Origin of the sequence: Streptomyces avidinii (assembly GCF_045161815.1) — a bacterium.
GTDB lineage: Bacteria > Actinomycetota > Actinomycetes > Streptomycetales > Streptomycetaceae > Streptomyces > Streptomyces avidinii.
In genome coordinates this window covers 6,070,290-6,095,134 of sequence record NZ_CP108863.1, presented here as the reverse complement: position 1 = coordinate 6,095,134, position 24,845 = coordinate 6,070,290, and the positions used below count along the sequence as shown (strand labels likewise).

At 70.8% G+C, this 24,845-nt stretch carries 17 protein-coding genes and 1 pseudogene; 7 read left to right on the top strand and 11 right to left on the bottom strand.

Annotation, left to right across the window (positions count from 1 at the left end):
• Positions 1-41 precede the first annotated feature (41 nt).
• Entirely contained in the window at positions 42-578 is a 537-nt protein-coding gene (locus tag OG373_RS27420) for a GNAT family N-acetyltransferase (RefSeq protein ID WP_405440953.1), read from the top strand.
• Here the strand turns inward: OG373_RS27420 and pulA are convergent.
• Complete coding sequence (gene pulA / locus OG373_RS27415) at positions 565-5,916, bottom strand: pullulanase-type alpha-1,6-glucosidase (RefSeq protein ID WP_405440951.1); 5,352 nt, start codon at positions 5,914-5,916, stop codon at positions 565-567. The genes OG373_RS27420 and pulA overlap by 14 nt on opposite strands.
• A 94-nt stretch (positions 5,917-6,010) precedes the next feature.
• A complete protein-coding gene (locus OG373_RS27410; protein ID WP_405440950.1) occupies positions 6,011-7,723 on the bottom strand; it encodes a carbohydrate-binding module family 20 domain-containing protein in 1,713 nt (570 codons plus the stop codon).
• 714 nt (positions 7,724-8,437) lie between these two features.
• Here OG373_RS27410 and OG373_RS27405 point away from each other — a divergent pair.
• Both OG373_RS27405 and OG373_RS27400 read left to right on the top strand, forming a co-directional pair.
• On the top strand, positions 8,438-9,697 hold the full coding sequence (locus OG373_RS27405; RefSeq protein ID WP_405440948.1) for a multicopper oxidase family protein: 1,260 nt from the start codon (positions 8,438-8,440) through the stop codon (positions 9,695-9,697).
• Positions 9,698-9,770: 73 nt separating this feature from the next.
• A complete protein-coding gene (locus tag OG373_RS27400; protein ID WP_405440946.1) occupies positions 9,771-10,562 on the top strand; it encodes a hypothetical protein in 792 nt (263 codons plus the stop codon).
• A gap of 105 nt (positions 10,563-10,667) precedes the next feature.
• Here the strand turns inward: OG373_RS27400 and OG373_RS27395 are convergent, their stop codons facing one another.
• Genes OG373_RS27395 through OG373_RS27375 form a run of 5 tightly spaced genes read right to left on the bottom strand, consistent with a single transcriptional unit; the run spans position 10,668 to position 16,519 of the window.
• Positions 10,668-11,678, bottom strand: coding sequence for a LacI family DNA-binding transcriptional regulator (locus tag OG373_RS27395; protein WP_405440945.1), 1,011 nt, complete (start codon positions 11,676-11,678; stop codon positions 10,668-10,670).
• A complete protein-coding gene (locus tag OG373_RS27390) occupies positions 11,666-13,255 on the bottom strand; it encodes a glycoside hydrolase family 13 protein (protein ID WP_405440943.1) in 1,590 nt (529 codons plus the stop codon). The genes OG373_RS27395 and OG373_RS27390 overlap by 13 nt, the downstream gene beginning before the upstream one ends.
• A gap of 51 nt (positions 13,256-13,306) precedes the next feature.
• Positions 13,307-14,173 carry a sugar ABC transporter permease gene (locus tag OG373_RS27385; RefSeq protein WP_397728369.1) on the bottom strand — a complete coding sequence of 289 codons (867 nt, stop codon included), beginning with the start codon at positions 14,171-14,173 and terminating at the stop codon, positions 13,307-13,309.
• Between the two features lie 2 nt (positions 14,174-14,175).
• The gene (locus OG373_RS27380; protein ID WP_397728372.1) at positions 14,176-15,237 is read right to left on the bottom strand and encodes a carbohydrate ABC transporter permease; all 1,062 of its coding nucleotides are present in this window, start codon (positions 15,235-15,237) and stop codon (positions 14,176-14,178) included.
• A gap of 7 nt (positions 15,238-15,244) precedes the next feature.
• Positions 15,245-16,519 (bottom strand): extracellular solute-binding protein, encoded by a 1,275-nt coding sequence (locus OG373_RS27375; protein WP_382536117.1) that lies wholly within the window; start codon positions 16,517-16,519, stop codon positions 15,245-15,247.
• A gap of 221 nt (positions 16,520-16,740) precedes the next feature.
• Here OG373_RS27375 and OG373_RS27370 point away from each other — a divergent pair, with 221 nt between their 5' ends.
• Genes OG373_RS27370 through OG373_RS27355 form a run of 4 tightly spaced genes read left to right on the top strand, consistent with a single transcriptional unit; the run spans position 16,741 to position 21,081 of the window.
• Positions 16,741-18,681 carry an alpha-amylase family glycosyl hydrolase gene (locus tag OG373_RS27370; protein ID WP_405440941.1) on the top strand — a complete coding sequence of 647 codons (1,941 nt, stop codon included), beginning with the start codon at positions 16,741-16,743 and terminating at the stop codon, positions 18,679-18,681.
• Between the two features lie 26 nt (positions 18,682-18,707).
• Positions 18,708-19,739 carry a LacI family DNA-binding transcriptional regulator gene (locus OG373_RS27365; RefSeq protein WP_397728376.1) on the top strand — a complete coding sequence of 344 codons (1,032 nt, stop codon included), beginning with the start codon at positions 18,708-18,710 and terminating at the stop codon, positions 19,737-19,739.
• 29 nt (positions 19,740-19,768) lie between these two features.
• Positions 19,769-20,203, top strand: a complete 435-nt coding sequence (locus tag OG373_RS27360; RefSeq protein ID WP_405440940.1) for a hypothetical protein — start codon at positions 19,769-19,771, stop codon at positions 20,201-20,203.
• Positions 20,185-21,081 (top strand): phosphatase PAP2 family protein, encoded by an 897-nt coding sequence (locus OG373_RS27355; protein WP_405440939.1) that lies wholly within the window; start codon positions 20,185-20,187, stop codon positions 21,079-21,081. Before OG373_RS27360 ends, OG373_RS27355 begins: the two co-directional genes overlap by 19 nt.
• 11 nt (positions 21,082-21,092) lie before the next feature.
• Here OG373_RS27355 and OG373_RS27350 read toward each other — a convergent pair whose 3' ends face one another.
• The 4 genes and pseudogenes from OG373_RS27350 to OG373_RS27335 form a co-directional block, all read right to left on the bottom strand.
• Positions 21,093-21,524, bottom strand: a complete 432-nt coding sequence (locus tag OG373_RS27350; RefSeq protein WP_397728383.1) for a GNAT family N-acetyltransferase — start codon at positions 21,522-21,524, stop codon at positions 21,093-21,095.
• Between the two features lie 68 nt (positions 21,525-21,592).
• Positions 21,593-23,662: a phosphocholine-specific phospholipase C gene (locus OG373_RS27345; RefSeq protein WP_405440938.1), complete on the bottom strand. Its 2,070-nt coding sequence runs from the start codon at positions 23,660-23,662 to the stop codon at positions 21,593-21,595.
• Positions 23,663-23,854: 192 nt separating this feature from the next.
• Positions 23,855-24,361, bottom strand: coding sequence for a GNAT family N-acetyltransferase (locus tag OG373_RS27340; RefSeq protein ID WP_405440937.1), 507 nt, complete (start codon positions 24,359-24,361; stop codon positions 23,855-23,857).
• Between the two features lie 10 nt (positions 24,362-24,371).
• Positions 24,372-24,842, bottom strand: a pseudogene (locus OG373_RS27335) (Scr1 family TA system antitoxin-like transcriptional regulator); the annotation flags it as partial.
• Positions 24,843-24,845: the final 3 nt, after the last annotated feature.

Genomic DNA, 24,845 nt, shown 5'->3' with positions numbered 1-24,845 from the left:
CAGGTGTGTGACGGCCGCCCAAGATCATCGATAATGCCCGCGTGATCATTGACGACGAGATCCTGTTCCGGCCGGCCGTGGAGAAGGACGCCGGCACGCTGGTGCAGCTGTACGACCAGGCTGCCCGGTGGATGCGCAAGCACGGGATCGATCAGTGGAAGCCCGGCGACAAGGACGCCGCGCACTTCCGGTCGAAGATGCGCGAGGGCGAGGTGTGGCTCGCCGCCGACGCCGACGGGCGCGTGTGCGGGGCCTACGAGTTGTGGTGGTCCGACGAGGACGCCTGGGGGGTCCAGCCGCCCGTGGCGGGCTACGTGCACCGGCTGATGGTGGCGCGCGAGGTGGCCCCCGCCGGGGCCGGGCGGCGCCTGCTCGAACACGCCGAGCGGCGGACCGCCCGGACCGGTCGGGAACGGGCGCGGCTGGACTGCGTCTCCACCAACCCCCGGCTGCTCGCGTACTACCGGGGTGCGGGCTACCGGGTGGTCGGGGAGCTCCCCGACAAGCAGGGGAAGGACGGCAGGACCTACGGGGTGATCCTGCTGGAGAAGCGGCTGGACCGGCTCAACGCCGTGTGAAGACCGCCACGGTGCGGGCGGGGACGGTGAACTCTCCTGTCTTCGCGTCGTACGCGGACCGCTTGACGGTGGCGTCGGAGCCCGCGGCCTGCACGGGGTGCAGCCGGTGGGCGGCGCCGGCGAGGGCGGGGACGCGCTGGGTCTGTGCGGTGGGGGCCGCGTTGAAGACGACCACCAGGTCGCCCAGGGTCATGGTGATCACGCCCGGGGTCTCGTCCTTGCCCGAGAGGGGGAAGGCCAGCCGGGACTGGACGGCCTCGGTCGTGGTGAGGGCGAAGTCGGGCTCGGTGGCGCGGATCCTCAGCAGGTCGCGGTAGGCGGCCGAGGTGGCGTCGATGTCGGTGCAGGTGGGCGCCGGTCCCGTCAGGAGCGGCTTCGCGTAGAGCCACTTCGAGGCGTTGTCGGCGGCCGGGGGCAGGCCGCGGCCGAAGCCGTTGCCGTCCCGGCAGTCCCAGTGGACGGCGTTGAACCAGTCGCCGCTGTCGTAGGAGTTGCGGTCCAGGGACTTGGAGCGGAGCAGGTCGGTGCCCGCCTGGGAGAGGGCCGGGCCCTGGGAGAGGGTGGCCGTGGCCATGGCCAGGACCTGCATGCGGGCCTTGTCCGCGTTGCTCGTGGCCGGCGGGAGTTTGTAGGTCAGGGCGTCGGCGAGGGTCTCGTTGTCGTGGGCGTCGGCGTAGGCGAGGGCGTCGCCGGGGGCGGCCGCGTAGCCGGCCGGGGCGCCGTTGTAGTCCAGCTCGGAGCCCTTGATGCGGCGGCCGGTGGTGTCGGTGAAGGCGTACGAGGCGAGGTTCCCGGAGAGCCCGACCTTGATCAGGTCCTGGGCGTGCAGGAGGCGGGCCCTCTGCTGCTCGGGGGTGCCGTTGGCGGGCGAGGCGTTCGGGCTGGTGAACAGGCCGGACGCGAAGCCCTGCACGCGCGGGTCCTCGTCGAAGGGGCCGCCGCCGCGGACGGCGTCGCGGGCCCGGTCGGAGAAGGTGGCGATGCCGGTGCCGGCCATGTTCTTCTGCGTGGCCTGCACGAAGCGGGCGTCGTCGGCGATCTCGCCGAAGTTCCAGCCCTCGCCGTAGAGCACGATCTTCTTGCCGTCGACGCCGTCCTTGGCGACGGTCAGGGCGTCGAGCGCCGTGCGCACGGCCAGGATGTTGGCCTTCGGGTGGTGGCCCATCAGGTCGAAGCGGAAGCCGTCGACCTTGTACTCCTTCGCCCAGGTGACGATCGAGTCGACGACGAGGCGCCCCATCATGGCGTTCTCGGGGGCGGTGTTGGCGCAGCAGGTGGAGGTGGCGACGCTGCCGTCGGCCAGCAGGCGCTGGTAGTAGCCGGGGACGATGCGGTCCAGGACCGACTTGTCCGACTGGCCCGCGGCGACGGTGTGGTTGTAGACGACGTCCATCACCGTGCGCAGTCCGGACCCGTTGAGGGACTGGACCATCCTGCGGAACTCGACGGTGCGGGCGGTGCCGTTCGGGTCACTGGCGTAGCTGCCCTCGGGGACGGTGTAGTGCAGCGGGTCGTAGCCCCAGTTGTACGCGTCCTTCGCGGCCGCGGCGGCCACGCACGCCTGCTGCTCCTGCGAGTCGGGGGCGTACACCTTGAGGTCGCAGGCGGGCTCGGTGCGGTCGGCGGCCTTCTCCGGGACGGTGCCGATGTCGAAGGCCGGGAGCAGGTGGACGTACGAGGTCCCGGCGGCGGCCAGGTCGCGCAGGTGCCGCATGCCCGCCGAGGCGGTGTCGGTGAAGGCCAGGTACTGGCCGGGGTGCGTGCTGGTGCGGTCCAGGGCGGAGAAGTCGCGGATGTGCAGCTCCTGGATCTGCGCGGAGGTGAAGGGAACGGGGGCGGGCTTGCGCAGGGCCTTCCAGCCGGGCGGGGCGAGCTTCGGGTCGGCCAGGTCGACGGCCAGGCTGTGGACGGAGTCCGCGGTCAGCGCGGTGGAGTAGGGGTCGGTGACGAGGTTGCGGACCACCTGGCGGGTGCTGGGGGCCCAGACGGTGACGTCGTAGCGGTAGGGCTTGCCGGTCCAGGAGCGCTCGCCGCGCACCGACCAGACGCCGGTGGCGTCGTCGCGGCGCATGGCGACGGTGCGGCCGTCGAGTTCGAGGGAGACCTGCTGGGCGGTGGGGGCCCAGACGGAGAGGGTGGGGCGGCCGTCCTTGAAGACGGGGCCGAGGGAGGCGGTGGTCGCGTACAGGTCGTCGAGGACTCCGGCGAGCTGTACGCCGGTGGCGGCGAGGACCGCGCCGTTCGCGGCGCGGGCGCTCGCGACGAGCTGGCCGCGCAGGGCCTCGCGGACCCGGTCGCGGTCGCGCGGGTCGACGGGGTACGCGCCGTATGCGGCCAGGTGCGGGAACTTCTGCTTCTGGGCGGCGGTCAGCTCGGTCCGGGTTCCCAGGCGCAGCCACTGGGCGCGGCCGGTCAGGGTGCCGTTCTCGGCCTTGACGGCGCCGTCGCGGGAGGCGAGGAGCTGTACGGAGGCGGCTGCGGCGGGGGCGTTCCAGGCGAGGGTGTCGCGGTCGATCCAGACGGCCTGGGACTTGGTGGGGTCCAGGGCGGCGGCGGATCCGGCGGGCTGCGGCAGGAGGTACTTCTCCCGGCCGCCCAGCATCCACACCTCGTGGCCGGTGGCCTTCAGGTCCAGGGACTGGTCGGAGGGCAGGTCCTTCTCGTCGCCCTTGTGGAGGATGTAGCTGAGGGTGGTGGCGCCGGCCGCGAGCGGGACCTCGTAGACCGCGCCGTAGGAGTCGGTGCGGGTGGGGAGCAGCGGCTTGGACCAGTCGGTGGGGGTGGCGGCTCCGGTCCAGAGGTGCAGGCCCCAGCCGTCGTAGGCGCCGTCGGGGCGCTGGTAGTGCAGGACGGCCTTCGAGGTGTCCTGCGGCGGCTGGGCGGGGCGGTCGGTGCGGGCGGGTTCCTTGCCCTGCTCCAGCCAGATCTCGCCGGTCTTCGTCACGTCGATGGTGCGGTCGGCGGCGACGTCCTTGTTGCCGTCCTTGTCGATGACGAGGTAGCCCACGGAGGAGGCGCCGGGCTTGAGCCTGACGTACGCGAAGGCGCCGTAGGCGTCGCGGCCGGTGAAGTCGTGGCCGGCGGGCCAGGGGGTGGCTTCGCCGTCGGCTATGTCGCCCCAGGCGTACAGCCGCCAGTTCGTGTAGTCGCCGTCGGGGCGGTTGTAGTGGACGACCGCGTAGTCCCGCTGGGTGGCGGTGGGGATCTCGGTGGGCGGGGCCTGGCCGGCGGCGGACTCGGCGAGGGCGCTCGCGGTGCGGCCGGCGGAGTCGACGACGACGGCCTTGTAGCGCAGGGCGGTGCCGGCCGGGGTCTTGGCGTCGAGGTGCTGGGTGACCTTGTAGGGGGCGTGGTCGGCGGTGCCGAGGACCTCCCACTTGGCGTTGCCGGTCTGGGCGGCGAAGACGACCCGGTTCTGGCCGCCGCCGGTGATGTCGGCGGAGAGCTCGACGGTGCCGGTGGCACCGGGCGCGGGGGCCTTCAGGGTCAGGGCGGGCTTGGCGGTGGGCTTGGCGGCGGGGGCCACGGCCCGGAGGACGACGGAGCCGAGGGCGGGGACGGGGACGGTGAGCTTGCCGGCCGCCGAGGCGCGGATCAGCGCGGTGCCGCCGTAGAGGGTGCGGTACTGGGCGCCGGCCGGGGCGTCGATCTCGACGGTGCGGGGTGCGGCGCCGTTGTTGGCGGCGACCAGGTACTCGGTGCGGGTCTTGGTGTCGGTGCGGGCGAAGGCGTAGACGGAGCCGTCGGAGAAACGTTCGCTCTGAACGCCGTCCCGCAGGGCCGGGTGCGCCTTCGTCAGCTTGGAGAGAGCACTGATCTGCTCGTAGAGCGGGTGTCCCGGATCGTAAGCATCGCTCGCATGTGTGCGCACCGTTCCGAGCTGGTCGTCGTCCAGGTAGTCGGCGACCTGCGAGGCGAACAGCGGCTGCCGGGCGTCCTTGTCGCCGCCCGCACCCGTGAAGCCCTGCTCGTCACCGGAGTAGATCACCGGGTTGCCCCGGGAGAAGAACATCAGCTCGTTGGCGAGCCGATAGCGGTCCAGCAGCTCCTGCTCCCCCGCCCCCGGCCGGTCCTGCTTCAGGAAGGTCGCGAAGCGGCCCATGTCGTGGTTGCCGAGGAAGGTCACCTGCTCGTAGGCGTTGGCCTTCCCCGAGGTGTACCGGTAGTCGTCACCCAGTACGGAGGCCAGCCGGCCGGCTCCCGCGCCCTGGGAGGCGTACGCGCGGATCGCGTCCTGGAGCGGGAAGTCGAGGGTGGCGTCGAGCTTCCCGCGCGTCACGTACGGGGAGGTGACGGCGGTGTCGGCGGAGTAGACCTCGCCGAACATGAAGAAGTCGTCGCGGCCGCGCTTCGCCGCGTAGGTGTCGAGGGCCGTCGCCCACTGCGTCCAGAACTCGGTGTTGACGTGCTTGACCGTGTCGATCCGGAAGCCGTCGATCCGGAAGTCCCGGACCCACTTCTCGTAGATCTTCTCCATCCCGCCGACCACCTCGGGACGCTCGGTCCACAGGTCGTCGAGGCCGAAGAAGTCACCCTGGTCGGAGGACTCGCCCGCGAAGGTCGAGTCGCCGCGGTTGTGGTACATCGTCGGGTCGTTGAGCCAGCCCGGCACCTTGAGGTTCTTCTTCGCGTCGGGCACGAAGGGCGTCCTCGGGAAGGACTCGCCGTCCACCTTCGGGAACTTCGCCTTCCCGTCGGCATAGTCCTGGTCCTCGAACGGCACCCCGTCCTTCGTCAGATAGGGGAACGCCCCCTTCGACAGGTACGAGTACGACGCCTCGCGGTAGTCCACGACATCGGCGGTGTGGTTGGTGATGACGTCGAAGAAGACCTTCATCCCCTTCCCGTGCGCCTTGTCGATCAGCCGCTCCAGATCGGCGTTGGTACCGAAGTGCGGGTCGACCTGGGTGAAGTCGGTGATCCAGTAGCCGTGGTAGCCGGCGGAGACGTCGGCCCCCTTGCCCTGCACCGGCTGGTTCTTGAAGATCGGCGCCAGCCAGATGGCCGTGGTGCCGAGCCCGTGGATGTAGTCGAGCCGGTCGGTGAGCCCCTTGAGGTCGCCGCCCTGGTAGAAGCCCTTGTCCGTGGGGTCCAGGCCGGTCTCCAGACGCGAGCCGGTCAGCCCGCCCCGGTCGTTGCGCGGGTCACCGTTCGCGAACCGGTCCGGGAGCACGAAGTAGAACTGCTCCCGGGTCAGGTCGTGCCGGGCCGGTTCGGCGGCCAGTTTCGCGTCGGAGGGCGGGGCGGGCGGCCCGGTGGTGGCGGCCGCGGCGGGAAGGGCGGGCAGGAGCGTCACGGCCAGGGCGGCGGCGAGCACTCCTGCGGCAGGGCGTATCAAGGCAGGTCTCCTTGTGTACGTGTCGCATGGATGAGGGCCGCCCGGCCTGGCGGGGATGATGGTGCCGGGCGGCCCTGGTCGGTGGAGCGGCGGCTCAGCTGCGCCAGGTGTCGGTCAGCGTGACCCTGCCGCTCGCGGGCACGGTGGCGGTGCGGTTGGCTCCGCTCTCCCACGTGACGTTTCCGGCGGCGTCCTTGCGGAGGTACTTGTACGAGAACGCGGTGCCGGCCGGAAGCGTCACGTCGAGCTTCCAGACGGGATAGGCCGCCGGGTCGAGCTTCAGGGCGCCACCGGTGTTCCAGCCGCCGAGCTCGGCGCGGTCACCGGTGACGTAGATGTTCTGCCCGGGCACGGTGGTGGCGTTGACGCCGAAAGCGGCCCCTGCGGACCCCGCCGGGCTTCCGGAGCAGGTACGGGCCCCGGTGTGCAGGGCGAGAGCCGTCCCCGCGGCGACCGTGGCGGTGAACTGCCCGCCCGAGCCGACCGTGACGGTCCGCCCGCTCTGCACGTCGCAGTAGTCGCCGCCGGGGAGGGAGGTCTGGAAGGTCCGGGTGAGGGCGGAACCCTCGTGGTTGATCGCGACGTACGCCTTGGTGCCGCGGCCGAAGGCGATCTGGTCGCCGCCGTTGTCCCACCAGTTCGTGACACCCTGACCGCGGGCCGCGTTCCGGAAGGCGACCATGGAGGAGATCTCCCGCCAGGCGTGCTGGCACTTCCAGCCGTCCGCGTAACAGGCGCTCACAGAGCCACCGTTGGGCGGTCCGGCGTCCTTGTCGGTCCACTCGTAGCCGGAGTGCACATCGGGCGACCCGTAGGGCCAGGCCAGCGCGAACACGTTGGCCAGCGTGTAGGCGGAACCGTCCTTGTAGCTGAGGGTGTCGCCGCCGCGCTCGGTGTCGTGGTTGTCGACGAAGACCCCGGCCTGCCCGCTCGCCATGTACCCCCAGGCCTCACCGAAGTTCTTCAGGTGGGCGAGGTTCTCGTTCTGGAAGACGCGCTTGAGGTCCCGGGCGTACCGGAACTCCTGCACGTCCCCGTTCCCGAGGTACTCGCCGGGCGAGACGGCCTCGCCGGCCCCGTATATCGCCTCCTGCTTCCAGTAGACGCCCGGGTTGGTCAGCCGGGACTTGATGTCGGCGAGGTCGGCGGAGGGCATGTGCTTGGCGGCGTCGATCCGGAATCCGTCCACGCCGAGCGACAGCAGGTCGTTCAGGTACCCGGCGATGCGCCCGCGCACGTAGTCCTCACCGGTGTCCAGGTCGGCGAGCTGCACGAGCTCGCAGTTCTGGATGTTGCCCCGGTCCTGGTAGTTGGAGATCGTCGCGCGGCAGTCGTCCATGTCGGCGCCCGAGTAGAGCCCGGGGTAGCCGTATTTCGTGTACGAAGACCCCCCGGTCCCGGTGAGGGTGGCGCCCGGGTCCGCGGGGCCGGCCATGTGGTTGATGACGGAGTCGACGACGACCTTCACACCGGCGGCGTGGCAGGTGTCGACCATGGCCTTGAAGGCGGCCCGGTCGCCGAGCCGACCGGCGATCCGGTAGCTGACGGGCTGGTACGAGGTCCACCACTGCCCGCCCTGGACGTGCTCCTGGGGAGGCGAGACCTGCACGTACCCGTACCCCGCGGGCCCCAGGGAATCGGTGCAGGCCTTGGCGACGGAATCGAAGCGCCACTCGAACAGGACGGCGGTGACGTCCTTCTCGCCGGGCGGCGCGGCGGCGGCCTGCGGCCCGACGGCGGTGAGCGCGGCGGCGGCGAGTGCGGTGGTGGCGCAAAAGGTTGCAGCTCTGACGGCTCTGGCAGGCATGCGGGGGGCCTCCTGGCGGAAGAGGTGGGGATTGGAGCGACCGTAGGGGCCAGGTAGGAGCCCTGCAAGAGTTTGCGCAAGAGATTGCAGAATTGTTTCCGAGGCGTGTCCTGCTGGACGGCGGACTCCCTCGACTCCGGCCCCGGCGCGCCGAGTTCACCTGCTCAGGACGCCGCCACGGCACCCTCGCCGGGCCGGGCACGGACCGCCCACCGGACGGACGGAGCCCGCGGCCGGCCTCACCCGCGGCCCGCGTCGCACCGGGCGGAGTGCGCCGGGGAAGGAAAGCATTCCGTCGCACCGCAGGAGATATTTTTGGACCGGCGACAATAACTCGATCTCAATTCCTGCCCGATTACGGCCGGGATCGGCTCAACGAGCCTTTCTCGAAAGGGATCGGCCGCTGCGACAACGCCCCGGAATCAGCGCGGTATGCCTTCAATGACACGCGCCGTCGACGGAAGGCTGGAGACGAATGGTCGGGCGAAGGAATTTCCTCATGGCCGGTGCCGCCGGGGGTGCGGCGATGCTCTCGGGCAACGGTGCCGGAGCACAGGCGCACGCGGATCCCGGTCCCGGCCGTCATCACGGCCACACGCCGGGGCCCGACGACGCCCCGGTGCCGAAGACGCCGAGTCCTACACGACCCTGGACCCGGACCGCGTCAAGCGCAACGAGGCCATCTGCGCGTACACCAACCACGAACGCGCGTCCATGCTCTGGTACCACGACCACGGCATGGGGATGACCAGCGTCAACGTCTACGCGGGTCTGGCCGGCCTGTACCTCATCCGCGACCCCGCCGACGAGCGGCTCGGGCTGCCGCAGGGCGAGTTCGAGGTCCCGCTCATCCTGCAGGACCGGACCTTCCACCCGGACGGCAGACTCGCCTACACCATGACCCAGCAGGAGGGCGAGGACACCCCGGTCGTCAACGGCAAGGCGTACCCCTTCCTGGCCGTGGAGCCGCGGCGCTACCGGCTGCGCATCCTCAACGCCTCGAACGAGCGTTTCTGGCGGCTGAGGTTCGACCCGCCCCGGGACGTGGTGCTCCAGCCCAATCTTCCGTTCTGGCTGATCGGCACCGACGGCGGATTCCGCGCTCCGCTGCAAATGCTGAATTTCCTGATCGGGCCGGCCGAACGGTACGACCTGATCGTCGACTTCAGTCGGCTGCCGATGGGATCGAAGGTGACGCTGACGAACTACCACGCGCCGGTGCATTACCCGGGCGTGCCCGGTCAGGGACCGGAAATCTCGGAAGTCATGCAGTTCCAGGTCACCAAACCGCTGTCCGGTGCGGACCGGACGACGCCGCCGCCGAAGCTGAAGCTGCCGGCGGTCGTGCCCAACGAACCGGAACCGCAGATCCACCGGCGGGAATGGGTCGTCTACCAGCACAAGCTCTTCAGCACCATGTCGTTCAACGCGGTGCCCTTCATGGAGCCGTCCCAGGACTTCATCAAGGCGGGCGCGAAGGAGATCTGGGAGTACGTCAACCCCAACCACGACGCCCACCCGATGCACGTCCACCTCGTCAACTTCCAGGTGCTGAACAGGCAGCCGATCGACGCGGCCGCCTACCAGGCGGATTACGAGAAGTGGATCGACGGCGGCCGCAAGGCGGCGGACAAGCCGGTGCTGGCGAACTACTTCACCGGTCCTCCGATCCCGCCGGACCCGGACGAGGCCCTGTCCTACAAGGACACGTTCAAGTCCTATCCGGAGACGGTGACCAGAATCATCACCGATCCGTGGAGCCCGCCGATGGAGCCGATCGCGTCGATCCCGAACAGCGGAACCGAGCTCCCGGCGACGTACGTCCACCACTGCCACCTGCTGGAACACGAGGACGACGACCTGATGCGCCCGTTCACCATCGTCGACCCCGACGCCCCCCTCCCCGCACCGGGCGACGACGGCGGCCACGGGGGCCACGGGGGCCACGGGGGCCACGGGGGCCACGGCCACTGAGGCATCGATCTGCCGCGGACACTCGGGTAGCCTGCACCCTCGGCAATTGAACTCGTTCAAACCAAGGGGTCACATGGGTGGGACACAACGCCGGCCGGACATCGCGCTGTGTTGGGCGCTCGGCATCGAGGCGGTGGGGCTGCTGGTGGGATTCGGGCTCGCCGAACCCACCAGCCTTCGACCCGACCACTCCAGCGGCCTGCTCGCCATGTGCGTACTGCTCATCGCCGGGTGCGGGTCGTTCATAGCCCTCGTGCTCGCACTGGCGCACCGGCGATCCGGTCCGGCCTGGTGGGCGGCCGCTTCCACGATTGCCCTGCTGGCGGTCCTGATGATGCTGATGGAGTCGGGGATGGGGGACTGGTTCACCGGGTGCGCCGTAGCACTGCTCGCGATTCCCGCAGGCGCCGTCGTGAGCCTCCGACGTGCGTCCCGGCACGCGCCGGAAGGTGGCGCCGGAGCAGGCGCCACGCCCGGCGGTGACATCGGGAAGGCCGCGACGGCCCTGGCCGCTGTCGCACTGGTGGCCTCGCTGTCCATGGGCGGGGGGATGGAGGACGTGGACTTCGCCGGAACCTGGACCGCCGATCGGCACGACCTCACCCTCACCCTGACCGACAGCCGGCTTGGAGACGGGCAGTACACCCTGCAGCGGGAAGGGTGCTCGGAGGAGGGCTCCTGGACTCTGGACAACCCGGCGGTGACGACCTCGGTCAAAGCCCGGCTGCACCAGGACACGGCGACCACCGCGTGCCTCCCCGGCACCAACAGCGTCATGCTCTACATAGCGGGCGGCACAGTGGCCGCCCCGATCCTCGACCTCAGGGGCCCGGACGGCACGAGGTGGACCCTCACGCGGGATTAGCGGAGGCCGGGGCGGCTGCGGCGGGCAGGAGCCGGGCGGGCCGGGCCGGGCAACGCCCGCTCGCGAGCGGGGTGCCGAGGGACCGGTCATCCCGCCCGCCGAAGCCTACGGCGCCTCCGCCGTCGAGCCGCGGACCACCAGTTCCGGCTGGAAGACGTACTCCGTGCGCTGGACCGGGGTGCCCGACACCGCCTCCAGGAGGGCACCCACCGCCGCCGTCGCCATCGCGCGTACCGGCTGGCGGACCGTCGTCAGCGGCGGGTCCGTGAACGCGATCAGCGGGGAGTCGTCGAAACCGACCACCGATACGTCCTGCGGCACCCGCAGCCCGCGCTCGCGCACCGCGCGGATGACACCGAGCGCCATCGGGTCGCTGCCGCACACGATGCCCGTGCAGCCGCGGTCCAGCAGGGCCATGCCGGCCGCGTGCCCGCCCTCCACCGTGAAGAGCGTGCGCTGGATCAGCCCGTCCTCCTCGGCCGCCGGCAGGGCGGTGAGGAAGCCCTGCTCCTTGCGGGCCGACGGCACGTACCGCGTCGGCCCGATCGCGAGTCCGATGCGGCGGTGCCCCAGGTCCTGCAGGTGCCGTACGGCCATGTCGGCCGCCGCCCGGTCGTCCGGGGAGATGAACGGGGCATTCACCTGCTCGTTGAAGCCGTTGATCAGAACGAACGGCACCCCGCGCGCCGCCAGTCTCTGGTAGCGCGCGGGGTCCGCGTGGGCGTCGGCGTGCAGGCCCGACAGGAAGACGATCCCGGTGACCCCGCGCTCCTCCAGCTGTTCCACCAGTTCGTCCTCGGTGGCCCCGCCCGGCGTCTGCGTGCACAGCACCGGCGTGTACCCGTGCCCGGCCAGCGCCTGCTCTATGACCTGCGCGAACGCCGGGAAGATCGGGTTGGTGAGCTCCGGGATGAGCAGCCCGACGAGCCCGTTGCTGCGGCGTTTGAGCCGTACGGGCCGCTCGTATCCGAGCAGGTCGAGCGCGGCCAGCACCTTGTGCCGGGTGCCGGCCGCCACGCCCGGTTTGCCGTTGAGCACACGGCTGACGGTCGCCTCGCTGACCTCGGCCTGCGCGGCGATGTCCGTCAGCCTGAGAGGGGAAGTCACCCCTGCCACCACACCGTGCAGTCCGCCGGAAGGACGTCGGGCTCGCCGAGTTCACCGCTGGCGAGCAGGACCGTGCCCGGTGCGGGCAGCCGTACCGGCTCGTCGGTGGTGTTCACGGTGCAGACGAAGTCGCCGCGCCGGAAGGCCAGTACGCCGGCCGGGGCGGGCAGCCACTCGACGGCGTCGCCCGGGCCCAGCGCCGGGTGCGCGCGCCGCACCCGCAGCGCGGAGCGGTAGAGCTCCAGCGTGGAGTCGGGGTCGCCGGTCTGCGCCTCCACGCTCAGCCCGGCCCATTCCGCGGGCTGCGGCAGCCAGCTGCCGCCCGTCCCGAAGCCGTACGGGGCCCGGTCGCCGCTCCACGGGATCGGTACGCGACAGCCGTCGCGGAGCCCGTCCTGGCCGTTCGCCTTGAAGAAGGAGGGGTCCTGGCGCACCTCGTCCGGGAGGTCCACCACCTCCGGGAGGCCGAGCTCCTCGCCCTGGTAGACGTACGCCGACCCGGGCAGGGCCAACATCAGCAGCGCGGCGGCGCGGGCCTTCTCCAGGCTGCCGAAGCGGGTGCGGTGGCGGACCACGTCGTGGTTGGAGAGCACCCACGTCGTCGGGGCGCCGACGGGCCGCATCGAGTCGAGCGACTCGTCGATGGTGGCGCGCAGCGCTTCGGCGTCCCAGCCGGTGTTCAGGTAGTGGAAGTTGAAGGCCTGGTGCAGCTCGTCGGGGCGCAGGTACAGGGCGGTGCGGTCGGCGCTGGGGGTCCAGGCCTCGGCGACGCCGATGCGGTCGCCCGCGTACTCGTCGAGGACCAGGCGCCAGGAGCGGTAGATCTCGTGGACGCCGTCCTGGTCGAAGAAGGGCAGCACCTGGTTGCCGAGCAGCTTGAGCTGCTCGTCGCGGCCGAGGTCGGGCAGGCCGGGGGCCTTGACCAGGCCGTGCGCGACGTCGATGCGGAAGCCGTCGGCGCCGAGGTCGAGCCAGAACCGCAGGATGGATCGGAACTCGTCCTGTACGGCGGGGTGTTCCCAGTTGAAGTCGGGCTGCTCGGGGGCGAAGAGGTGCAGGTACCACTCGCCGTCCGCGACCCGGGTCCAGGCCGGACCGCCGAAGATCGACTCCCAGTCGTTGGGCGGCAGCTCTCCGGAGGCCCCCTGCCCGGGGCGGAAGTGGAAGCGCTCGCGCAGCGGGGTGCCGGGGCCTTCGCGCAGTGCCTGCTTGAACCATTCGTGCTGGTCGGAGCAGTGGTTCGGGACGAGGTCCACGATGATGCGCAGGCCCAGTTCGTGGGCTTCGCGGATCACGGCGTCGGCGTCGTGCAGGGTGCCGAACATCGGGTCGATGGCCCGGTAGTCGGCGACGTCGTAGCCGGCGTCGGCCTGCGGGGAGGCGTAGAAGGGGCTGAGCCAGACGGCGTCGACGCCCAGCTCCTTGAGGTAGGGCAGGCGGCTGCGGATGCCTTCGAGGTCCCCCATGCCGTCCCCGTTGGAGTCGGCGAAGCTGCGCGGATAGACCTGGTAGATCACCGCTTCTCTCCACCAGCCGGGCTGCGTGCCGGTGGAGGTGGGGAGTGCGTCGGCGAGGTGCTGGGTCATGGTGTCCTTGGAGAGATCGGGCCGGGGGTGAGAAGGGGCAGGCTCGGGTGGTCAGCCCTTGGTGGCGCCTGCCGTCATCCCGGCGACGAGGTGACGCTGGGCGAAGACGAAGAAGATCGCCGCGGGGATCGCGATGAGGACCGAAGCGGCGCTCATGGCTCCCCAGTTGGAGGTGTACTGCGTGACGAAGGTCTGCAGGCCGCCGGCCAGGGTGAGGTTCTCCTCGCCGACCATGAAGGCGGAGGCGTACGCGACCTCGCCCCAGGCGGTGATGAAGGCGTAGAAGCCGGTGACGGCCAGGCCGGGCTTGGCGAGCGGCAGGATGAGGCGCCAGAAGGTGCCGAAGGGGTTGAGCCCGTCGACGCGGCCGGATTCGTCGATCTCCACCGGGATGGTGTCGAAGAAGCCCTTCATCATCCAGGCGCAGAACGGCACGGCGATGGTGAGGTAGGTGATGATCAGGCCGAGCGGCTGGTTGAGCAGGCCGAGGTCGCCCATCAGGTTGTACAGCGGCACGATGAGGATCGCCATCGGGAACATCTGCGTGATGAGCAGGGTCCACATCAGCGGCCGCATGCCGGGGAACTTGAAGCGGCTGACCGCGTATCCGGTGGTGGCGGCGATGAAGACACCGAGGACGGTGGTGACGCCGGCGACCAGGACGGAGTTGGCGAACCAGCTGAGGAAGTGGCTCTGCTCCAGCAGGTTCGTGTAGTTGCTGAAGCTCGGTTCCTTGACGAAGTCGGTGGTGACCGCGTGCTTGGCCGGCTTGAGCGAGGTCAGCACGATCCACAGCACCGGGAAGACGGCGATCACGGACGCCACGACGAGGGTGGCGTGCAGGCCGACGGAGGCGAGCGGGGAACGGCTGCCCCGGCCGCGGGCGGTGGTCGTACGGGCGTCGGTCGCGGTGGACATGGTCACCACACCTCTCCCTGCTTGCGCAGCGAGCGCCGGTAGACCAGCGCGAAGATCATGAGCAGGGCGAGGATCAGGACGCCCCACGTGGCCGAGCCGGCGAAGTCGCGCGGGCTCGACACGAACGCCTCGCGGAAGGCCTGGGTCACCAGGATCTCGGTGGAGTCGCCGGGTCCGCCCCGGGTGAGCAGGAAGATCACCGGGAACATGTTGAAGGTCCAGATGGTGGAGAGCAGGATCACCGTCATGCTCACCGCGCGCAGTCCGGGCAGGGTGATGTGCCGGAAGCGCTGCCAAGCGCTGGCGCCGTCCATCTCGGCCGCCTCGTAGAGCTCGCCGGGGATCGACTGCAGGCCGCCGAGCAGGGCGACCATCATGAAGGGGACGCCGAGCCAGACGTTGACGGCGACGACCGAGAACTTGGCCCAGGTGGGGTCGTCGAGCCACGGGATCGCGGCGATGCCGCCACCGTCGAGGATCTTGTTGAGGATGCCGTTGTCGCGGTTGAAGAGGAACCGCCAGGCGAAGACGGAGACGAAGCCGGGGACGGCCCAGGGCAGGATGAGCGCCATCCGGTAGGCGGCGCGGCCCCGGAAGTCCCGGTTGAGCATGTTGGCCAGGATCAGACCGAGCGTGAAGGTGATGGACACGCACGCGACGGTCCACATCACCGTCCACACCAGCCGCTGCAGGAACACCGGGTCGCCGAGCACGGCCACGTAGTTGTCGAGTCCGACGAACTCGTACGTGGCCTCGATGTGCCGGGCGCCGATGGTGCGCGAGACGTTGCGCTCGGTGGCGTCGGTCAGAGACAGGTAGACGCCCCGGACCAGCGGCCAGCCGATGATCACGCCGAGGACGAGCACCACCGGGGCGACCATGGCCCAGGCGTACCAGTGCGTGCCGACGGCGCGCCGGAGGCCGGACGCGCCTTTCCCACCGCGGGCACCGCCGCGGTTACCGCTGTCGCTGTCAGTCCTGCGGCTCCGGCCGCGGGCGGCGACGTCGTTCTCGACGTCGTCGCCCGCGGCCTTCGCCACCGACTGGCTGGTGTGAGCAGCCATGGTTTCGTTACTTCCAGCCCTTGAGGATCTTGCGGAACTCGACGCCGGCCGCCTTGGCCGCGTCCTCCGGGCTCGACGCCCCGGTGATCGCCTTGGTGTATTCGACCTTCAGCGGCTCGAAGAGGGAGCCGTTCTCCGGGATCCAGGCGCGCTCGACGGCCTTGTCCACGGCCGGCTTGAAGAACTGGACCATCTCGTTGCCCTTGACGTCCGGCTGCTCGTAGGCGGCGGTCCGGGTCGGGAGCAGGCTGAGCTCCTTGGTCGACTGCACCTGGACCTCCTGCGAGGTCATGTACTCGACGAAGGCGTGCGCGGCGGCGGTGTTCTTGGAGCCGGCGTAGACGCCGAGGTCGTGGCCGCCCTGCGGGGCACCGGCCTTGGCCGAGCCGGCCGGGACGGCGGCGATGCCGAGGTTGGCCTTGTCCTTGAACTGGTCGCCGGCGTAGGTGTCGGCGACGGCCCACGGGCCGTTGATCATCATGGCGGCCTCGCCGGTCTTGAAGGCCGTCTGCATGTTGGTGTAGCCGTCGGTTGCGTTGGTGATCGCCGCACCGGAGCTGACCAGGTCGCGGGCGGTCTTGAAGGCCTTGACGCCCGCCTCGTTGTCGACGGTGACCGTCTTGTTCTTCGCGTCGACGAGGTCGCCGCCCTCGCCGTAGATCAGCGGGAGGAACCAGTAGGAGTCGTCGCCGCGCAGGTAGAGAGCGGCCTTGCCGGTCTTCGCCTTGATGGCCTCGGCGGCGGTCTTCAGCTCCGCCAGCGTCTTGGGGGGCTGGACGCCGGCGTCGGCGAGCATCTTCTTGTTGTAGAAGAGGCCGAGGCTGTCGATGACCTGCGGGACGGCGTAGGTCTTGCCCTCGAACTTGCCGCTGGCCGCGGCCTGCGGGAGGAACTCGGCGTCGACCTTCTTCGCCGTCTCGGCCGGGACCTCGTCGAGGTAGCCCAGCGAGGCGAAGTCCGCGACCCAGCCGACGTCGGCGCGGATGACGTCAGGCGCGTCGGAGCCGCTGCTGAAGGCGTTCTTGACCTTGTTCTGCGCGTCGCCGTACGGGACGTTGACGTACTTGACGGTCACCTTCGGGTGCTTCGCCGTGAACCCCTCGGCGATCTTCTGGAAGCTGGCCTTCTCGGCGTCGTTCGAGGTGTCCCACCACGTGACCGTGCCGGAAAGCTCGCCGCCTGCCTTGGTGCCGTCGGCCGCGTCCTTGTCGTCCCCACCGCAAGCCGTTGCCGCGAGCGCCAGGGTCGCGACCAGCGCGGTGGCCGCTATGCCACGCCGCATATGAACTCCTTCGATGATCCCGGCCGCGCCTCGCGGTCCCGAGTTGCCAGGAACGTAACAAGACTGAAAGAGGACCGAAAGAGCTTGCGCAAACTTTCTGCAAGCGGAGGCGATCGTTACATCCGTGTGTCCGTACGGTTGCCGCAGCTTGCTGTTAGTTCGAGTCACCTTCGACTGCCCGGGCCCGCAACCAGGGGGCATGTACCCGCGTTGACCCCGATATGACCCACGACTCGACGGCCGTCCAGCTTGCAAGCTCTTCCAGCAACGCGACCGCGAGCGGTGGCGGCTGGTGGCGCGATGCCGTCATCTACCAGGTGTACGTACGATCCTTCGCCGACAGCGACGGAGACGGCATCGGCGACCTCCGCGGGGTCCGCTCCCGCCTCCCCCACCTCGCCCGGCTCGGGGTCGACGCCGTGTGGCTCACCCCCTTCTACGTCTCCCCGCAGGCGGACGGCGGCTACGACGTCGCCGACTACCGGGCCGTCGACCCCCTCTTCGGGGACCTCTCCGACGCCGACGAGCTGGTCCGCGCCGCGCACGCGCTCGGGCTGCGGGTCATCGTCGACGTGGTGCCGAACCACACCTCCGAGCAGCACCCGTGGTTCCGCGCCGCCCTCGCCGGGGAGCCGGGGGCCCGCGGGCGCTACCACTTCCGCCCGGGGCGGGGGGCTTCCGGGGAGCTGCCGCCCAACGACTGGGAGTCGATCTTCGGCGGCCCGGCCTGGACCCGGGTGCCGGACGGCGACTGGTACCTGCACCTCTTCGCCCCCGAGCAGCCGGACCTCGACTGGGACCACCCCGAGGTCGCCGCCGAATTCGCCTCCGTCCTGCGCTTCTGGCTCGACCTCGGCATCGACGGCTTCCGCATCGACGTCGCCCACGGCATGGTCAAGGCCCCGGGCCTGCCGGACATCGGCCGCGGCGCCCAGGCCACCCTGATCGGCACCGAGCCGCTCCCCTTCTTCGACCAGGACGGGGTCCACGAGATCCACCGCTCCTGGCGCCGCCTCCTGGACTCCTACGGGGACGGGCGGATCGGGGTGGCCGAGGCCTGGGCGCCGACCTCCGAACGGCTCGCCCTGTACGTGCGCCCCGACGAACTGCACCACGCCTTCAACTTCCGCTTCCTCAACTGCCCGTGGGACCCCACCGCGATGCGCACCGTCATCGACGAGTCGCTGGCCGCCACCACCGCCGTCGGCGCCCCGACCACCTGGGTGCTGTCCAACCACGACGTCGTGCGCCATGTGACCCGGTACGGCGGCGGGGCCCGCGGCCTGGCCCGGGCCCGGGCGGCCGCGCTGCTGATGCTGGCCCTGCCCGGGTCGGCGTACGTCTACCAGGGCGAGGAGCTCGGCCTGCCGGAGGTGGCGGACCTCCCGGACCGGCTCCGCCGGGACCCGGCCTTCCGCCGCGGGCGCCGTCAGCAGTGGGCCACGGCCGACCCGGCGGGGCCGGAGCGGGAGGCCGACGGGGCCGGCTCCCCTGCCCCCGACGCCTCCGGACCCCGGGCCACCACCCCCACCGGGCCGGGGTCCGGGGTCGCGTCCGGGCCCGCGGCCGGGCCCTCGGCCGCGTCCGGGCCCGCGGCCGCATCCGGGAGCGGGCGCGGGTCCGACCCCGATGGCACGACCCCGCCGGAGGCTCCCGGACAGGACGGGCTCCGCGACGGCTGCCGGGTGCCGCTGCCCTGGTCCGGCGACCGGGCCCCGTACGGCTTCGGGCCGGCCGGCAGCTGGCTCCCGCAGCCCGCCGGCTGGGGCGACCTCAGCGTCGCCGCCCAGACCGGCGACCCGCACTCCACGCTGGAGCTGTACCGGGCCGCGCTGGAGCTGCGCCGGGCGATGCCGGGGCTGGGCGCGCCCGAGGCGGGGACGGGGAGCGGGGAGGGGGCCGGGCCGGAGGGCGGGCCGGAGGCGGGGGCCGGCCCCGACGGGTCGGCCGAAGGCCCGTACCCGTGCGGGATGCGCTGGCAGTCCGCCCCCGAGGGGGTGCTCCTCTTCACCCGCCCCGGCTTCGCCTGCACCCTCAACAGCCGCCCCGACCCGGTGGAACTTCCCGCGCCCGGACGTCCCGTACTCTCCAGCGCCCCGGTGGAGACCGACGGGCGGACCGTCCGGCTTCCGCCGGAATCGTGCACCTGGTGGTCATGGTGAACGTCCGACCGGTACAGTCCAATCCCGTGACCGCACGGCTAGCCGACATCGCAGCCCAGGCGGGGGTCAGCGAAGCCACAGTCAGCCGCGTGCTCAACGGCAAGCCCGGTGTGGCCGCAGGCACCCGTGAATCCGTGCTGGCCGCCCTCGACGTACTCGGCTACGAGCGGCCCGTGAAGCTGCGCCAGCGCAGTGCGGGGCTCGTCGGTCTGATAACTCCGGAACTGGACAACCCGATCTTCCCGGCGCTCGCCCAGGTCATCGGCCAGGCCCTGACCCGGCAGGGGTACACGCCGGTGCTGGCCACGCAGACGCCCGGCGGGTCCACCGAGGACGAGCTGACCGAGATGCTGGTCGACCGCGGGGTCTCCGGGATCATCTTCGTCTCCGGCCTGCACGCCGACACCACGGCCGACATGGGCCGCTACGACCAACTCCGCGGACAGGGCGTCCCGTACGTCCTGATCAACGGGTTCTCCGACAAGGTGCAGGCCCCCTTCGTCTCCCCCGACGACCGGGCCGCGATGGTCCTCGCCGTCACCCACCTGACCGCGCTCGGGCACACCCGGATCGGGCTCGCGGTCGGGCCGAAGCGGTTCGTGCCGGTCCTCCGCAAGATCGAGGGCTTCCGGCTCGGCATGAAGGAGCGGCTCGGGCTCGGCGAGGCCGAGGTCGAGGAGCTGATCCAGCACTCCCTCTACTCGCTGGAGGGCGGCCAGGCCGCGGCGGCCGCGCTGATCTCGCGGGGCTGCACGGCGGTGGTGTGCGCGAGCGACATGATGGCGCTCGGTGCGATCCGTGCGGCCCGGCAGCAGGGGCTGCGGGTGCCGCAGGACGTGTCGGTGGTCGGCTTCGACGACTCCCCGCTCATAGCGTTCACCGACCCGCCGCTGACCACCATCCGCCAGCCCGTGCAGGCGATGGGGCAGGCGGCCGTCCGCACCCTGCTGGAGGAGATCGGCGGCACGCCGGCCCCGCACAGCGAGTTCGTCTTCCTACCCGAACTGGTGGTGCGCGGCTCCACGGCCTCGGGCCCGGGCCAGCGCCGCCGGGACTAGTACGTCTCTCCCGGTACGCCACCGGCGCGATGATCATCGCGCCGTTCTCCACGCCGATCATGGGCATCGCCCCCGGTGCTGTGCAGCGCCGCCGCTCCACGGCCGTCGCCTTCGTGGCGCTCGGCGGCCTCCTGGTGCTCCTGATCGGCGCGGCCGTCACCGGCGTCGGCGCGCAGTCCAGGACCTTCTACGTCCACGTGCGCAGCCCCGGTGGCCTCCCGCCGATCGAGGACCTCCTCGCGGACCTCGAGGGGCAGGTCCCCGACGGCCTGCCCATCGTCGTCGACGCCACCCGGGGGCAGCAGATCATCGCCGGGAAGGTGGGAGAGCAGCCGGGACCCGGGTTGTCTCCGGTCCCGTGTCGTACCCAAGGCGGACCAGAGGCGCCGAAGACCGTCCCGAGGGATGATCGGAGGCGAGAACGCATCTGGCAGACTCTCTCCCCATGGGTGAATCGAGCGTGAAGACACTGGAAACCCGGACGGATGTCTCACCACCCACCGTGGCCGAGACCGAGACCCGTCCGGGGTCCGAGCGCACCCTGTTCTCCCGGTTGCGTGCTCCTCGACGGCCGCGTATCTGGTTCGAGGTCCTGCTCATCGCGATCAGCTACTGGACGTACTCGCTGATCCGCAACGCGGTGCCCGAGCAGAAGGCGGCCGCCCTCGCCAACGCCGACTGGATCTGGGACGCGGAGCGGACGCTCGGCATCGCCGTCGAGCAGTCGGTCAACCACGCGGTGAACTCCGTGACGTGGCTGATCGTGGGCATGAACTACTACTACGCCACGCTCCACTTCGTCGTGACGATCGGCGTGCTGGTCTGGATCTACCGTTTCCATCCGGGGCGGTACGCCGCCACCCGCATGGTCCTCTTCGCCACCACGGGCGTGGCCCTCGTGGGCTACTACTGCTACCCGCTCGCACCGCCCCGGCTGATGAACGGGCAGAACTTCATCGACACCGTGCTGGTTCACCACACCTGGGGCTCGATGGCCTCCGGCAACCTCAAGCAGATGTCGAACCAGTACGCTGCGATGCCGTCCATGCACATAGGGTGGTCGCTCTGGTGCGGCCTGACGATCTTCGCGGTCGCCTCGGCCCCCTGGGCCCGGATCCTGGGCCTGCTCTACCCGACGGCGACCCTCGTCGTCATCGTGGCCACGGCCAACCACTTCTGGCTCGACGCCGTGGGCGGCATGATCTGCCTGGCCTTCGGGTACGCGGTCTCGCGTTCCTGGTACGGCTCCTTCGCCCACCGCCTGCCCCGCCACCCCGAACACACGGGTCCGCACCCGGCCGCGGATCTGCTGAACCGGGTCCGGGTCCGCACCCGCGCCTGAGGCTCCTGGGGCTACTGCTCCCCGAGGGCCATCCACTTCTCCGGCGTGGCCAGGGGCTCGAAGCCGGACCGGGCGTAGACGGCGTGCGCGTCGGCGGTGGCGAGCATGACCCGGCGCAGCCCGTACGGCTCCAGGTGCGCGCACACCGCATCGACGAGGGCCCCGCCGAGCCCCTTGCCGCGGGCGCCCGGATCGACGTAGACATCGCACAGCCAGGCGAAGGTGGCCCGGTCGGTGACGACCCGGGCGTACGCGAGCTGGGCCCCGGAGGCCTGGTCGTAGAGGCCGAAGTTCAGGGAGTGCGCGATGGCGTCCTCCTGCTTCTGCCGGCTGCGCCCGAGGGCCCAGTACGCGTCCTCGGACAGCCACCGGTGGACGAGCCCGACGTCCAGCCGGGCGGCGTCGGTGGAGATCTCGTAACCGTCGGGAAGGTGATCGCTCATCCCGACATCCAAGCAGCGCCCGCGCGCCCGGAGAAGTCCGGGGGCGCGGGCGCTGCCGGGTCAGCGGGTCAGGAGGACTGGTTCGTCAGGATCGCCGGGTCCGACAGGCCGGCCGCGCCGGTCTCGACCTTGCCGGCGAAGCGGCGGCGGAAGTCCGCGAACTCGGACGCGGTGACCGTCACGTCGTACCAGCGTCGGGTGTTCTTCAGGGAGACGCTGTGGGTGACGGTGGCGCCCTTGGCGACCGTGAGGCGCTTGGGGCCGCCGCCGTAGGCGTTGGTGACGGTGAGCGTCGCGGTCGACGCCCCGGCGTTGGTGAGGGTGAGGTCCAGGTTGCCCGTGGTGGCGTTGTGGCGGGCGGTGACCTCGGGGCCGGGGGTGGTGCCCGGGTTGCGGAAGCCGCGCAGGAAGCCGTTGGGGCCGTGGACGGTCAGGTCGGTGACGCCGGCGGAGTAGCGGGTGTTCCACGTGTCCGAGATCGACTTGCCGGCCTCGGTGGTGTAGGTCCAGGGTGCGTCGGTCCGGTTGCCCGCGGTGACGTAGAACTGGGCGCCCAGGTCCGGACCGCCGCTGAAGGTCAGCTTGAACCTGCCCTCGGCGGTGAGCGCGGCGCCGTCCACGTACGGGGCGTACTTCAGCGGACGGGTGTGGCACAGGCCCTTCTCCTGGCGCGGCATGCTCCCCACGGCCGGCGGGGTGGCCCGGAAATCGGGGTGGCGCTCGCGGTCCTGCGGCTCCCACGAACCGGTGTCGGGCAGCGACACCGTGGCCGTGTCCCGGCGGGCGAAGTCGAAGGCCGAGGTCAGGTCACCGCAGACGGCGCGGCGCCAGGGGGAGATGTTGGGCTCGTGCACACCGAAGCGCTTCTCCATGAAGCGGATCACGGAGGTGTGGTCGAAGGTCTCGGAGCAGGAGTAGCCGCCGGTGCTCCACGGCGAGACGACGAGCATCGGAACGCGCGGGCCCAGCCCGTACGGTCCGGCGACGTAGCCGGCCTTGCCGGGGAAGACGTCCAGGGCGGTCGGCGTGGTCGACAGGCCCTGGTCGGCATCGGCCGGGGCGTACGGCGGGACGACGTGGTCGAAGAAGCCGTCGTTCTCGTCGTAGGTGATGAACAGCGCGGTACGGGCCCACACGTCGGGGTTGGAGGTCAGCGCGTCCAGCACCTGCGCGATGTACCACGCACCGTAGTTGGAGGGCCAGTTGGAGTGTTCGCTGAACGCCTCGGGGGCCGCGATCCAGGAGACCTGGGGCAGGGTGCCGGCGGCGACGTCGGCGCGCAGCCGGTCGAAGTAGCCCTCGCCGGTCCTGGCGTCGGTGCCGGTGCGGGCCTTGTCGTGGAGCGGGTTGCCGGGCTGGGCGTTGCGGTAGTTGTTGAAGTAGAGGAGCGAGTTGTCGCCGTAGTTGCCGCGGTAGGCGTCGTCGATCCAGCCCCAGGACCCGGCGGCGTCGAGGCCGTTGCCGATGTCCTGGTAGACCTTCCAGGAGATGCCGGCCTGCTCCAGGCGCTCGGGGTAGGTGGTCCAGCCGTAGCCGGCCTCGGCGTTGTTGAGGACCGGGCCGCCGCCGGTGCCGTCGTTGCCGGTGTGGCCCGACCAGAGGTAGTAGCGGTTGGGGTCGGTCGAGCCGATGAAGGAGCAGTGGTAGGCGTCGCAGATGGTGAACGTGTCCGCGAGGGCGTAGTGGAACGGGATGTCGTCGCGCGTCAGGTACGCCATGGTGGCCGGCGTCTTGGCGGGCACCCAGTTGTCGTACTTGCCCTTGTTGAAGGCGCTCTGGCCGCCCGCCCAGTCGTGGTTGAGGCCCTGGAGGAACTCCATGCCGAGGTCGTCGGACGGCGGGCGGAAGGGCAGCGTCTCCTTGCCCGCGTTGTCGGCCTGGTGCCAGACGGACTTGCCGCCGGGCAGGGTCACCGGGCGCGGGTCGCCGAAGCCGCGGACACCGCGCAGCGCACCGTAGTAGTGGTCGAAGGAACGGTTCTCCTGCATCAGGACCACGATGTGCTCGACATCGGCGATGGTTCCGGTCGTCCCCTGCGCGGGGATGGCGGCGGCGCGCGCGATGCTCTCGTTGAGCAGGCTCAGGGCGGCGGCGCCACCGGTGAGCTGGAGGAAACGGCGGCGGTTGAGTTCTGCCATGGCGAGAGACCTCTGCTTTGTTCGAGGGTGCTTGAGCGCTCTCAAGAACAGCGTGCCCGGAGTACCGGAGAGGGAGCCCGGTATGACGGCGGCGGGTACGTCAGGCGAACGGCAGTCGGATTCTGCCGGAGTTCCGTGGCGTTCGGCAGAGTTCTGCGCAGTCGGCGGAGTTCGGAGGAGTTCGGCGCAGTGTCAGCAGCCGCGCTCGTACTCGACCTGGGTGAGCGGCTTCCCGTCGCCGAAGTCGTAGGGGCGTGCGGAGCCGGTCTCGGTGAAGCCGCACTTGGTGTAGAAGCGCCGGGACTGCGGGGTGTCGCGCAGGGTCCACAGGTGCGCCCGGGCGAATCCGGCGTCGCGCAGGTGGTGCAGCGTCTCGGTCATCAGCGCCGCGGCGACGCCGCTGCCCCAGCTGTCGGGGTGACTGTAGAAGGAGAGGATCTCGGCAAGGCCCGGCCGGGTCGGGGACGGGCCGAAGGCGGACAGTGCCAGAGCGCGACCGTCGCGTTCGGCCAGCAGCATCGTGGCGGACGTGGCGGCTCCCGGCGCGACCCTTGCGTGCCATCGCGTCAGTCTGCTCCGGACCCCGTCCGCGGCGAACTCCGGATCGAAGAAGGGGGCGTAGGCCGCCTCCCAGGCTGCGGCGTGGATCTCGCCGAGGCTGTCCCCGTCGTACCGGCCCGCGCGGCGAAAGGTGAACATCCGGTCAGCCTATCCGCGCCACGTCCCGGGACGCCGGAACGGTGTCGGCCGCTTCGGGAGCGATCCGTTCCAGCGCATCGGTGAGCGTGCGGACGTAGGCCTCGGTCTGCAGCAACCCGTGCAGATTGTGGTTCCCGTAGGCACCCAACTCAACCGCGTCGGATTCAAGCTTGGCCAGATCCCGAACCTTCTTCGGGTACCGCGCCCGCTCGATATCCACCTTCATCGCGGCGATTTTCCCGCCCGCCCCCAGAACCTCGTCCGCCTTGTCCAGGAACTCCGGACGCGGAATGCGGGCGCCGCGCTCGATCTTGTAGATCAGATTGGCGCCGTAGCCCATCCGTTCACCGAACTTGGAACGGTCAAGTCCACTCGCCTCTCGCCACATTTTCAACTGGCGTCCCACCGCGGCAATGACCGCCCCGGATTCGCCCTCCGGGTCGAGTTCCCAGCTCGACTCGTCGGCGCCGTCGGTGTTCATGCC